Source organism: Trichococcus paludicola (genome assembly GCF_003052295.1).
Taxonomy (GTDB): domain Bacteria; phylum Bacillota; class Bacilli; order Lactobacillales; family Aerococcaceae; genus Trichococcus; species Trichococcus paludicola.
The window spans coordinates 588,000-601,488 of the sequence record NZ_QBLC01000001.1; the positions used below are offsets into that span (position 1 = coordinate 588,000).

10 protein-coding genes are annotated in these 13,489 nt (G+C 47.0%); 7 read left to right on the forward strand and 3 right to left on the reverse strand.

Annotated features, from left to right (window positions below; translation table 11 throughout):
• Positions 1–180: 180 nt before the first annotated feature.
• From C7R56_RS02735 to C7R56_RS02755, 5 genes are all read left to right on the forward strand, one after another.
• Positions 181–966: an SDR family oxidoreductase gene (locus C7R56_RS02735; RefSeq protein ID WP_107995047.1), complete on the forward strand. Its 786-nt coding sequence runs from the start codon at positions 181–183 to the stop codon at positions 964–966.
• A gap of 38 nt (positions 967–1,004) precedes the next feature.
• On the forward strand, positions 1,005–1,772 hold the full coding sequence (locus C7R56_RS02740) for a ChbG/HpnK family deacetylase (RefSeq protein WP_107995048.1): 768 nt from the start codon (positions 1,005–1,007) through the stop codon (positions 1,770–1,772).
• A 196-nt stretch (positions 1,773–1,968) separates the two neighbouring features.
• On the forward strand, positions 1,969–2,622 hold the full coding sequence (locus C7R56_RS02745) for an ABC transporter ATP-binding protein (protein WP_107995049.1): 654 nt from the start codon (positions 1,969–1,971) through the stop codon (positions 2,620–2,622).
• 1 nt (position 2,623) lies between these two features.
• Positions 2,624–3,382: an ABC transporter permease gene (locus tag C7R56_RS02750; protein WP_107995050.1), complete on the forward strand. Its 759-nt coding sequence runs from the start codon at positions 2,624–2,626 to the stop codon at positions 3,380–3,382.
• Between the two features lie 80 nt (positions 3,383–3,462).
• A complete protein-coding gene (locus C7R56_RS02755; RefSeq protein WP_159072133.1) occupies positions 3,463–4,212 on the forward strand; it encodes an acyl-[acyl-carrier-protein] thioesterase in 750 nt (249 codons plus the stop codon).
• Positions 4,213–4,475: 263 nt separating this feature from the next.
• Here C7R56_RS02755 and C7R56_RS02760 read toward each other — a convergent pair whose 3' ends face one another.
• Entirely contained in the window at positions 4,476–6,110 is a 1,635-nt protein-coding gene (locus tag C7R56_RS02760) for an ABC-F family ATP-binding cassette domain-containing protein (protein ID WP_107995052.1), read from the reverse strand.
• Between the two features lie 299 nt (positions 6,111–6,409).
• Here C7R56_RS02760 and brnQ point away from each other — a divergent pair, with 299 nt between their 5' ends.
• On the forward strand, positions 6,410–7,756 hold the full coding sequence (brnQ, locus tag C7R56_RS02765) for a branched-chain amino acid transport system II carrier protein (protein ID WP_107995053.1): 1,347 nt from the start codon (positions 6,410–6,412) through the stop codon (positions 7,754–7,756).
• Between the two features lie 58 nt (positions 7,757–7,814).
• On the opposite strand, the gene C7R56_RS02770 is transcribed toward brnQ, so the two are convergent.
• Together C7R56_RS02770 and C7R56_RS02775 are read right to left on the reverse strand one after the other, a co-directional pair.
• On the reverse strand, positions 7,815–9,953 hold the full coding sequence (locus tag C7R56_RS02770) for an RNA degradosome polyphosphate kinase (protein WP_107995054.1): 2,139 nt from the start codon (positions 9,951–9,953) through the stop codon (positions 7,815–7,817).
• Between the two features lie 54 nt (positions 9,954–10,007).
• A complete protein-coding gene (locus C7R56_RS02775) occupies positions 10,008–11,546 on the reverse strand; it encodes a Ppx/GppA family phosphatase (protein ID WP_107995055.1) in 1,539 nt (512 codons plus the stop codon).
• Positions 11,547–11,846: 300 nt separating this feature from the next.
• Here C7R56_RS02775 and C7R56_RS09115 point away from each other — a divergent pair, with 300 nt between their 5' ends.
• Positions 11,847–13,058: a 3D domain-containing protein gene (locus C7R56_RS09115; protein WP_327229071.1), complete on the forward strand. Its 1,212-nt coding sequence runs from the start codon at positions 11,847–11,849 to the stop codon at positions 13,056–13,058.
• Positions 13,059–13,489: the final 431 nt, after the last annotated feature.

Here is a 13,489-nt window from a genome sequence, read left to right on the forward strand (position 1 = left end):
AAAGTTGCGCGTATCTTATCGGTAAGGCAAATAAGTTCATCTACCATTATAACAGACTATCCTGGAGGCGAGCAGGGACAAATGCAGTGGAGTGAGTGAAATGCTAGTGATGTGGACGCTTTTGGGCTATAGTATGGATATGAAGATCAGGATAATAAAGCAGTTGAAGGAGGAGCCGAAATGGATCTGGGATTAACGAACAAAGTGGCGCTGGTCATTGCTTCGAGCCAAGGATTGGGCAAGGCAGTGGCGAAGGAACTCGTCAAAGAAGGCGCGCACGTCATGCTCACGAGCAGAAGCGAAGACAAGTTGGCTGAAGTGAAAGAAGAACTGGAAGCCTTGCATGGCGGAAAGGTCGCTTATTTTCCTTGCGACATCACCAAAAATGAGGATATCCAGAAGCTGGTGGCAAGGACGCATGAAGTGTTCGGGAAAATTGATATCTTGTTGAACAACGCAGGCGGTCCGCCAAGCGGGACATTCGATTCTTTTTCCGATGAGGCTTGGCAACAGGCTTTCGAATTGAACCTGTTGAGCTACATCCGGATCATCCGCGAAGTGCTGCCCGATCTGCGCAAAGAGGGCGGTCGCATCGTCAATATCGCTTCGATTTCGGTGAAGACGCCGTTGCCTAATCTGGTGCTTTCCAATACGTTCCGGAACGGCATCGTCGGCCTGAGCAAGACGCTTGCCGATGAACTGGCGCCTGACAATATCCTTGTGAATGTCGTTGCACCGGGAAAAATCGCAACCGATCGCCTGAAGTATCTGAATGAAGCGAACGCCAAAGCGAAAGAGTTGCCATTAACGGAAGTCGACAAGAACGCGATTGCAGGCATTCCTTTGGGCCGTTACGGTACACCGGAAGAATTCGCGAAAGCCGTCGTTTTCCTTCTTTCCGAGGCGAATACGTACATCACCGGCAGCACACTATATGTGGATGGCGGGGCAGTCAAAGCGATTTGAAGCCGAACCGCCATCCGAAACAGACAGGAGAATGAAATATGGGACAAGTAATCATCAACGCAGACGATTTTGGTCTCACAAATGGCGTGAACTACGGCATCATCGACAGTTTTTTGTACGGCATCACCACCTCGACGACTCTGCTGGCGAACGGAGCCGCATTCGATCATGCAGTGGAATTGTCATCCGATCATCCGGATCTGGAAATCGGGGTTCATCTGAATTTGACGCTCGGGAAGCCACTATTGCCTGATGCAGACAGCATCAGTGCCAATGGGCGTTTCCAAACTCGGGAATATGTGCAGCAACATGCGGCGTCGCTGGATTTGGATGAAGTTTATGCGGAGTGGCATGCGCAGATCGAAAAGGTGCGCAAAGCGGGCATCAAACCAACGCATTTGGATTCGCACCACCATGTGCATATGGTGGAGCCGCTCAACAAAGTCATCCTGTCGTTGGCGATCCAGTACGATTTGCCGATCCGGGACCACTTTGAAGGCAGCCATGGGGTATTGCACACGGATCGTCAATTCGATCTCGGTTTTGCAGCTGAAAAACCGCAGGCTGAATTAGGGATGAGCGTGATGGAAAAATTGGATGACATCATGGCCGTCTTGGAAAAAGAAGACACCTCGATTGAATTGATCGTCCATCCCGGTTATGTCGACGCAAGTCTTGAACGCGTGAGCAGTCTTCAAAAAGAACGGGCCTACATGGCGGAATTTTTGATGCATTCCGACTTTGCAGATCGGATTCGGGAAGATGAGGCAATCCAGTTGATTTCGTACTCTGAATTGAAAGAATAAAGATGCTTGTGATAAAGGCAGCTCCGATCAGGGGTTGCCTTTTTACATTTATTACTAAATTATAATTATTATCATTAGTGAAAATGGAGGAAGTAGTGATAGAATAGAGGAATGAAGTATAGCCAATCTGTACAGCGATTTTTGGTGTTCGCAACAGTTTCGGCCGCAATTTGAATGATAAAGGAGTAATTTAAAAATGGCATTATTGGAAATGGAACATCTGAGTTTTGTGTCAGACGGCAAAGTCATTCTGGACGACATCACCTATTCGCTGGAGGAGGGTGAGTTTCTCTCGATAACCGGCCCGTCCGGAAGCGGCAAAAGCACACTGTTGAAAATCATCGCGACGATCCTTTCGCGTACTGAAGGCGAAATACGCTACCATGGCAAAACGCTGGATGCGTACGAACCCACCGAATACCGCAAGGAGGTTTCCTATACGTTCCAGACACCCGTTTTGTTCGGAAAAACCGTACGTGATAATTTGGTCTTTCCTTACGAAATCCGCAAAAAAGAATTTGATGAAAAGAAAGCCATATCCTATTTAGAGTCGCTCGGGCTGCCGAAGGAATACTTGGATAAAGAAATCAATACCTTGTCCGGCGGGGAAAAACAACGAGTCGCTTTGATACGTAATGTCTTGTTTCAACCGAAAATCCTCTTGCTCGATGAAGTGACGAGCGCCTTGGATGAAGCGAATCGCCAAATCATCTGGAAATGGCTCGAGGAAATGCGGGAGCATGCCGATATGACGATCATCATGGTCAGCCATAATGAGGAAGAATCCAGCTTGGCGGATAAGAACATCCATATCGTTGCAGGTAAAATCGTAAAAGGAGAGGGGAATTAAGATGGATCTACAAGTCAGTCCAATCACGCTTATGTTGAGCTTTTCGTTGGTAATGGTGGGAGTCTACATCTCCTACAAAGAAAAATTAGGCACGGCCAAAGACATATTGTACAGCATTGCCAGAGCCGTTGTGCAGTTGATTGCGGTCGGGTACGTGTTGACGTATCTGTTCAACGTGAACAATACAATCGTTACCTTGGTGATGGTCGCTGTCATCGTCTTCAATGCGTCATGGAATGCCCATAAACGCAGCAACAGTATCCCAAATTCCTTGAAGATTTCGCTTATCGCCATCTCTGCTTCAGCGATTTTGACGTTATCCATCTTGGTGCTATCGGGTTCCGTCAAATTTATCCCATCACAGATTGTGCCGATCACCGGCATGATAGCCGGGAATGCGATGACGACCATCGGCTTGTGCTACCGCAACCTGAATTCCTTGTTCCGTGATCAGCGCCAGCAGATTCTGGAAAAACTGTCTCTTGGTGCGACTCCGAATCAAGCATCGCGCACAATCTTGAGGGAGACAATCAGATCAGGAATGCAGCCATCCTTGGATTCCGCCAAAACGGTGGGCATCGTATCCTTGCCGGGCATGATGTCGGGTCTGATGTTTGCCGGTACCGTACCGATGACAGCCATCATGTATCAAATAATGGTGACTTTCATGCTGGTGGCGGCGACAAGCATCTCCTCCTACATCGCCTCTTTCTTGGCATACCGCGAATTCTACAACGACAGACAGCAATTGCGCGTCTGACGCTTCTTAGTTTTTCGGTTGGTCCGCTCTGAAAAGTGTGGTATCCTTTCTATTATAAAATTGATTTTGGAGGGAAAACGTTGAGCGGATTAATCTATCGCAGCACCCATCGCATTAAAGGCTATGAATGTGACATCACCGGTGAGATAACTTTGCCATCGCTCGTCAACCTGATGATGGACTTGTCGGGCCAACAAAGCGATTCACTCGGGAACACGAATGATCAGATGTCCGAAAGAGGACTCAGTTGGATCATCGTTCAGTACGACATGCAGATCGAACGCATGCCGCACCGAGGCGAAGAAATCATTCTGGAAACAGAAGCGATGAGCTATAACCGTTTCTTCACCTATCGCCGCTTCCGAGCTTACGATGAAAGCGAACAACTGTGTGTGGAAGTGATGACGAACTTCGTCATGATGGACATCGAGACCCGTAAAATGGTCCAGATCCAAAAAGACCTGCTGACCGTCTATCAGGCCGATGAAATCCGGACGATGGTGCGCATGCAGAAGCCGATCCAACTGGAGCCGGAAAACCGCAAGGAACAGGATTTCCGCGTCAGATACTTGGATATCGACTACAATCGCCATGTCAACAACGCGAAATATTTCGATTGGATCATCAACACGATCGATCCGAAATTCATCATGGATCACCAGATGGCTGCCGTTACGATCAAGTACGAAAAAGAGGTCGAATACGGCAACAGCATCACCAGCGCCATGTCAATGAAAGAAGCGGAGAACGGCGAAATCATCACCGCGCACCGCATCATGAACGGCGAAGACCTAGCCTGCGAAGCCCACATGATCTGGAAAAAAGTTTAGAAAAGCGGAACGGGTTCGTTCAGCCCTGAAAGAAATTTAGGAAATCTGGCCCTGAATGAGCATCGTAGAGCGCAATGGGTCAGATTTATCTAATTTCCGAAGGGCTAACCCGTGAAGCTAGCCAACGTTTTGGGATGCATGGAATATTTTATAACCCTGTGCAACACCAGAGGTGAGGCACTTTTGGAATTGAAATATTCTATTAAACAAAAAGAGGAACAACCCGAACGCTCGTCGGTTTGTTCCTCTTTTTCGTGCCGATTTTATGCTTGATCTTTATAAAGTGCGTTGATTCTTGCTTGGACATCCTTATCCGCCAAGAAGTCTTCGTAGGTTGTTTCCATTCTGTCCACGACGCCGTTTGGAGTCACTTCGATGATGCGGTTCGCAGTAGTGTTGATGAACTCGTAATCGTGTGAAGTGAACAACAACGCCCCTTTGAAGGCGATCATGCCGTCATTCAAGGCGGTGATGGATTCAAGATCCAAGTGGTTCGTCGGATCATCCAATACCAAGACGTTTGCTTTGGTAAGCATCATTTTCGATAGGATGATACGTACTTTTTCTCCCCCGGACAGGACAGAAACTTTCTTCATGACGTCTTCACCTGAGAACAGCATGCGGCCCAAGAAGCTGCGCAAGAAGGTATTGTCGTCCTCTTCTTTGCCTGCGAATTGGCGCAACCATTCCAAGATAGTGATGTCGGCAACCGGGAATTCATTCGTGTGGTCCTTCGGCAAGTAGCTTTGTGACGTTGTGACGCCCCATTTGAAGGTACCGCCGTCAGCTTCCATTTCACCCATCAAAATTTTGAAGAGGGTGGTAGTAGCGATATCTTTGCGGCTTGCGAAAGCGACTTTATCATTTTTGTTCAAAGCAAAGCTGATTTTGTCCAAAATTTTGACGCCATCGATTGTCTTGGAAAGGTTCGAAACGATCAGCAAGTCATTACCGATTTCGCGTTCTGGTGTGAAGCCGACGAAAGGATATTTACGGGATGATGGTTGAATATCATCCAATGTGATTTTATCCAACGTCTTTTTACGTGAAGTCGCTTGTTTGGATTTCGATGCATTTGCACTGAATCGCGCAATGAAGTCCTGCAACTCCTTGATCTGCTCTTCTTTTTTCGAATTGGAATCGGCTGCTAGTTTAGAAGCCAATTGACTGGATTGCATCCAGAAGTCATAGTTACCGACATAAAGTTTGATTTTTCCGAAGTCAACGTCACACATGTGCGTACATACTGTGTTCAGGAAGTGACGGTCATGAGAAACAACGATGACAGTGTTAGGGAAGTTGATCAGGAATTCGGATAACCATTCGATGGATTCTTTGTCCAAACCGTTTGTCGGCTCGTCCAATAGCAATACGTCCGGTTTGCCGAATAATGCTTGCGCCAGCAAAACTTTTACTTTTTGCGGCTCCAATAGGTCGCTCATCTGCTTGAAGTGCAATTCTTCACCGATTCCTAAACCTTGCAAGAGACTTGCAGCATCGGATTCGGCTTCCCATCCATCCAATTCGGCAAATTCGCCTTCAAGTTCGCCGGCTCTGATGCCGTCTTCCTCAGTGAAATCAGTTTTTGCATAGATGGCATTTTTTTCATCCATGATGGCATAAAGACGTTTGTGACCCATGATGACAGTGTCCAGTACTTGATGGTCTTCGAAGCCATAGTGGTTTTGGTTCAGTACAGCTAAACGTTCATTTGGATCCATAATGATATCTCCGGTGGTGGGCTGGATGACGCCTGATAAAATCTTCAAAAAAGTAGATTTTCCAGCTCCGTTGGCACCGATGACGCCATAGCAGTTACCAGGGGTGAACTTTAGATTGACATTGTCAAACAGCTTGCGATCGGAAAATTGTAGGCTGACATTTGATACGGTAATCATTTTTTTACATTCCTCAATTCTTGTTTATAGTCAATTAATTCTAGCATATTCCTGAAAAAATAAAAGGATTTTACATACTGTTTACAAAAAACGAGTAAGATTGTTTCTTTTGTGGCAATCATTTGTGCTCGTTTATTGTAATATTGCCGTTATTTTGCGGATGACAACCAGTACTCGTGCGATAGTTTTAAAAATGAGAAATTGGTAAGTTTTTTTCGGTTAGCGCTGCCAATTATAGTAACAGAGGAAATGCCATGATAGAATGAACAAAATTGAAACAGAAAGTTGGCTGAGACTTAATGGATAAGAAATTATCGAATAAAGAATATCTATACATAGGATCTATGCTCTTCGGCTTATTTTTCGGTGCCGGCAACCTGATTTTCCCGGTCCATATGGGGCAATTGGCTGGTCAAAACTTGATTCCGGCGATATTAGGGTTTATCGTGACGGCAGTGGGGCTGCCGTTTCTGGGTATCGTGGCGATGGGGCTGTCCGGTAAAGAAAGCCTGCTGGAAATGGCGAGCAAAATCCATCCGAAATACGGGGTGTTCTTCACAGCGGCACTATACCTGACGATCGGACCTTTCTTTGCGACGCCGCGTACCGCGACCGTCTCGTTCGAGGCAGCCTTTGCGCCTTATCTGGATCCTTCGATGACAAAAATGGCGTTGTTCCTGTTCTCGTTGCTTTTCTTCGCGGCGGTGCTGTGGTTCTCACTGAAGCCATCGGAAATTTTGAAATGGGTAGGCAAGGTTCTGAACCCGATTTTCCTGGTATTTCTTTCGATTCTGATCCTCTTCGGCTTTTTCGCGCCGATGGGGACAGCGAGTGAAATCCCGGTGGATGCGAGCTATCAGATAGGCGCATTCTTCAAAGGCTTTTTGGAAGGATACAACACGATGGATGCGCTGGCTTCCTTGGCTTTCGGCATCATCGTCGTAACGACGATCCAAGGCTTGGGCGTCACAAAAACGACTACCATCGCGAGGGATACGATAAAAGCCGGAACGATCAGCATGCTGTTGATGGCTGTCATTTACGGTTCGCTGGTTTACTTGGGCGCAACAAGCCGTGGTGTTTTTGAAATAAGCGACAACGGTGGCATCGCTTTAGCGCAGATCTCAAACGAGTACTTCGGAATGTTTGGAGCTGTCCTGTTTGCGGTCATCATCACCGTGGCCTGTCTAAAAACAGCAATCGGGTTGATCACGGCCATCAGCGAAACGTTCGTGCTTATGTTTCCCAACTCATTGGACTACAAAAAATACGTCTATCTTTTCACAGCCATTTCCTTCGGGTTGGCGAATCTGGGCTTGAGCCAGATCATCGCGTTCTCGATTCCGGTGTTGATGTTCCTATATCCACTCGCGATCACTTTGATTTTACTGTCGATCATGAGCAGCCTGTTCAATGACCGCACGATTGTCTACCAGATGACGACCCTATTCACGTTGCCTTTCGCGACCATTGATTTCCTGAAAGCTTTGCCGCTAGGAATCAAGGACGCTGTCGGCATGAACGGTGTCATCGCCTGGGCCGATTCAGCGATCCCTTTATCCGATATCGGAATGGGGTGGCTGATCCCATCCGTAATCGGGTTTGCGATCGGCTTGGCAATTTCGAAAAACAATCAAATAGCCTAATAACGGCAGAAAAAGAAGATCAAGAGCGCGCAGCTCTTGACCTTCTTTTTTTCTGCCGTTATTTCTTGAATCTACGTTGGATTTTTTTTAACCAAGAATCTTTTTCGGAGAGTGTTGGGATTTCTTTTTCTTTATTCGCCAGTTCCATGAAGTACTTTTGCGCATCCACCGCTGGCTTGTCGTTGCGGACGTGCCGGTAGGTCCCGTCAGGATATAGTTCGCGCGCTTTCGTGTTGTCCGCAAGGTAGACATCCATCAAGGAAAGGATTTCCTTCTTGATGGCTTTGTCCAGGATCGGAAACTCTATTTCGACGCGTTTGATCATATTACGGGTCATCATGTCAGCGGAGGACAGGAAAAGATTTTCATCGCCATTATGATGGAAATAGTAGATCCGGCTATGCTCCAGGAAGCGGCCGACAATGCTGCGGACATGGATGTTTTCGCTGACGCCCGGTACTTGGGGCTTCAGGCAGCAGATGCCGCGGATGATCAGATCGACCCGGATGCCGGCTTGGCTGGCTTCGTACAGTTTCATGATGACGCGCTTGTCGGTCAAGGAATTCATTTTTGCGAGGATATGCCCATTCCCGAATTGATTGTGGGAGGCGATTTCGTCGTCGATGTACTCAATGAATGAATCGCGGATTTCAAAAGGCGACACATGCAGATGATTGTACTCCGGCTGATCCGAATAGCCGCTCAAGTAGTTGAAGAAGTTTGTTGCATCTTCGCCGATCTCCTTATTTGCGGTGAAGATGGACATATCGGTATAAAGTCTGGCGGTCTTATCGTTATAATTGCCGGTTGCCAGATGGACATATCGAACAATCCGGTTATGCTGTTTCTTTACGACCATCGTGATTTTGCTGTGGGTCTTCAAGTGGGTCATCCCGTAAAGGACATGAGCACCGGCTTCTTCCAATTCTTTGGCCCATTGCACATTGTTTTCTTCGTCGAAACGGGCTTTCAGCTCGACAAGCACAGTGACTTGCTTGCCGGATTCGGCTGCAGTCTTCAATCCTTCGATGATCGGCGAATCTTTGCTGACACGGTAAAGGGTCTGCTTGATGGCAATCGTATCTTCATCTTCAGCGGCGCTTTTGATGAAATCGACGACCGGATCGAACGAATCATAAGGATGGTGCAAGAAGACGTCTTGTTTTTCGACCACATCAAAGATGTCTTTTCCGGTCAGATCTCTTGGTGTTACCGGAGAGAAGCTAGGGTATACGTCTTCTGGCGAAGCAATCGCCAGATAGCGCGTCAATTTGCTGAGGAAAGTAAGATCCAACGGGCCATCGATCAGGTAGACATCGCGATCATCAAGATCCAGTTCAGTCTGCAAAAAACGCACGTCTCCCTGGAGAGACTCGATTGTATCGCGGGTGTCGACTTCAAGTCGGACGGCCATCCCGTTTTTGCGCTTCTTCAGGTAATCCTGGATGACCAAAAGCAGATCATCCGCACCATCTTCATGCAATTCCAAATCCGCATTGCGGGTGATCCGGCAGCTGAAACTGTTTGTGACGGTGAAACCTTTGAATAAGGTATGGATGAAATGGCGCACGACGTCTTCCAGCAGGATGATGCCGATGTCGCTTTTGTCCTCATCCAACAAGATGAACCGTTGCAGCGGAGCGGGAACAGGCACTATCGCAACTCGGGTCGTGTCCTCCTTTTCCAAATTGACAAAAATGTGAATCAGTTTGTTGTTCAGGTTAGGGAAGGGGCGGTATGCATCGATCCCGAGCGGCGTCAAAGCAGGGAAAATTTGCTCATGGAAAGTTTCTTCTATAATCGCGAATTCACTTTTGGATAGGTCGCTGATTTTTTTGATGCGGACATTCTTTTCAGCCAATTTATTCAAAAGTTCATAATAGTACTCATATTGTAAGGCGATATTTCCATTGTTTTTATCAGAGATGGCAGACAACTGTTCAAGGGGTCTCATATCGGTTTTGCGGTCAGTCATATGGTAGCCAAGTTTGAACTGATCCTGTAATCCGGCAACCCGAACCATGTAGAATTCATCAAGATTGGAACTTGCTATGGATAAAAAGTTCAGCTGTTCAAGCAAAGGGTTCTGAGGATCTTTCGCTTCCTCAATGACACGTTTGTTGAAGTCCAGCCAACTCAACTCTCGATTGAAATAATAATCTGCATGAGCGAGATTGGGTTTACTATCTGATTCCATTATATTACACATCCGTTCGTTCGATTTGTAAGCTTTATTTATAACATAATTTTGTTAAATTTTTGTAAATACAATGTTAAGTTTACCACTCAAGAGGCGCTCTATATGCTTTCGTTGACGCTCGGCGCGGTACTCTTCGGCAAGGATGTCACCTTTATAATAAAGCACCAGATCGTGCCCGTTCTTTGTCTTATTGATTTTGATGTCTTGGATGACCTCCATATGGGAGTCATTGATGGCATCAGCGAATTTGATGATGCCGCCGAATGATTGCAGCTGATCAATCTGGGTAACTGTATACCAATCCGTATAGCCCAACAGGTACTGGTTGACGAGCGACCGATTTTTGAAGCTGGCCAATAAAGCGATGCTTACCCGTTCCTTGTGGCTGATGCCGTTCAAATCGCTGTTGGAAATGATGTAGAAAGTATGCTGCGAGCTGGCGCCGGTCTCGACGAATTGACCCAGATAATAAAGGTAGCTTCCAAAATGCAACAGTTTTTCCATGTCTGGATTCTTGTCAAAAATTCCCAATCGGCACAATTCCTCATATAGCATATCGACCAACTTCACTCTTTGCTGGGCGACGTGTGCCAAGGTGTGGTAGCTGGCGGCCAGCCTGCTGACTGTTTGAGCCGCGATATTGAAAACGCTGAAGGCTTTGTTCTCGTACTTGTTATTGAGAAATTCCATCACGATGCCTTCACGCAAGCCTTTGTTACTGAACAAGAACACGGGGGCCTTCACTTCATCAAAGAGGGTATTGAATACCACGTTCGCGGGGATGATCAGATCGGTGCGGTCTCGGCTCAGCCCATCCAAATTCTGCAGCTGCGGAATGCTCAATGACTGGAACAAATCCACTGTCATTTGGAGGTCATTTCGGTACATACGGTAACCGTGCACGCCCGCTAATCGATAATTGACTTGGCGTTGGTGGACATTTGCGATGCTGCGGGCAGAGCCGCCCATGGCTACAATCGGCACTTGTTTTTTGCTGAGCCATTTGATCGATTTGAATTGCTCTTTCACAAATTCCTGCATCTTTTTTATCGCTTTCGGGTCGTTGTGATCTTTGCCGTCGAAGAACATCTGCTTCAAGGTCACGACCCCGAACGGGAAGCTGTGGTATTGCAGGAGTTCTTTATTTTCATAGTAAGTGACTTCCGTACTGCCGCCACCGATATCGATTGTGATGCCGCTGGGGAATTGGGTCGTATGGAGAACGGCATAATTCCCATAATAGGCTTCTTTTTCTTCCGGCAACAACATCATTTCGATGCCGGTCTTCTTGCGTACTTGCGCAATAATGTCAGCCCGGTTGGTCGACTGTCGGATGGCGGCTGTCGCTACCGGCATCAGCGTGCTGACTTGGTACTGATCAGCAACAGATTTGAAACTTTTCAGGACTTTGATGAGTACATCGATCCCTGCTTGGGACATCTTTTTCTTTTTGTCCAAATACTGAAACAGTCTTGCGGGGGTCTTAATATTCTGGACCTGGAACATCGTAAAGTGTTCATCGATTTCAAAGATGACCAAACGGATAGTGTTGGATCCGATATCGATTAAACCTATTCTCTCTAATAACATGAGTGTCTCCTTCTGAATCCCGGATCTTCCAAGATTCCTCACTTTCCATTTTACTGGAATTCGGTAAGTTTGTCATAAAATTATATTGTTTTCAGTTACTGTTTAGGCAAGAAAGGCAAAATGATGTTACGGAAAGGAATCTTATATTACAGAAAAGTTACGAAGCCGCTCGTTATAAGACGAAATGACTGTTGATTGAATCATTTGAAATGAAACAGTAAAAGGAATGCAACCCTCCGTTAAGGGAAATTCGATATAATAAAGGAGCATTTTCCAACGAGAAAAGAGAGGCGTGAGATTTTGAATCATAAAAAGCGTATAGGGAAACTGATGTTGGCCGGCTTGGCAGCAAGTCTGACCCTTTCCATTACACAAGTTCAAGGTTCCACCTTAGATACCTTAACCCAAGAAGAACAAAAGACGGAAGCTCAAATCGCTTCTGTGGAAGTGACAATAGGTGAAACATTGGCATCAATCAACCTGAAGCAGATGGGGATTGATGACTTGAAGGCACAGATTGTTGCAACTGAAGAAAGCCAAATCGAAACAAAAGCGGCGATCGAAGCGCAAAAAGAACTTATCGCGTCGCGTAAAGAACAGCTGAAAACGAGGTTAGTTGCCTTGCAGATTTCGGATGCAACGAAGAATCAGGTATTGATGCTGCTAGATTCCGAAAATTTTGCCGATTTCATCAACAGGGCCTATGTAGTCGGTCAATTGCAGGCTGCCGATAATGAACAAATCGAATCTGCCATTTCCGAAGAAGAGAAACTAACGGCATTGGAAGAACAGTTGGCTGAGGAAATCCAATCAGTCAAGGCTGCAGAGAGCCGCCTGAATTCCGAATCCACTGCGTTGGCGGAAGAATTGACTTCTTTGAAAGGCATCCTTTCCGAAAACCAAACCGTGTTGTCTCAGGTGAAAACGGAGTATGCCGATGAAGCTGCCCGTTTGGCTGCTGAAGAGGCTCAAGCCAAAGCTGATGCCGAAGCGGCTGCAGTCGCAGCCAAAGCGTCAGAAGAACAACAAGTTGCGGAATCGAGCAGCGCCGTCACGGTTGCAGAATCAGCGTCGTCGGCAGCTTCCTCTTCCGTTCAAGAGAGTGCTGTCGCATCATCCGCGCAAGCACCGGTTAGCCAAATCACAGACAGTTCCGTTGCCGCAGTTGAAACCGTGTCAGTTGTGACTGTAACTACTCCAACAGTGACGGAAACACCTGCTGCCCAGAGCAAGACATTGGTCGTATCGGCAACAGCCTATTCGCGTCACGAAGCAGGCCTATCCAACTTTACCGCTACAGGCATCGACTTGTCGGTCAATCCGATGGTTATTGCGGTTGATCCTTCCGTGATCCCGCTGGGAAGCTTAGTCAGCGTACCGGGCTATGGCATCGCGATTGCCGGGGATACCGGTGGAGCGATCATAGGAAATAAAATTGACGTGCACATGGAAGACCTGAACGCCGCGCTTTCATATGGCAGACAGACTTTGACAATCACCATACTGCAATAAAAAGGAAGAATCGGGCTATCTCACGAGTTGAAGGGATAGCCCGATTCTTTTTAATTTGTTGCAGAGGCTCAACCTCCTGATCTCTCCACCTCCCCACCTCCGATGAGCGAAGATTGGCCGGAGGTGAGGGGATGGAATCTGTTGCTCCTCCGGCGAGTCTCCCTTCATCGGAAGTCGCATCACGGTCGTCTTTTCAGCTCCGGCCAAGCAAAGGCTTTCCGGAGCTGCGGGGTACATACACGCATGGTCATACTCATCCCCATACACATTCATGTAAGTTCACGTACATGCACGCGCCACCTACCAATCCATTCTCGTTTTCCGTATTTCCAAAAAAACAAAGGTTGCCCCAATATAGTTGAGGCAACCTTTGTTTTTTGTGTGTGCGCCCGGCATGGGTGATAACTTGGTGGTGAAAGTCCACTACAGGC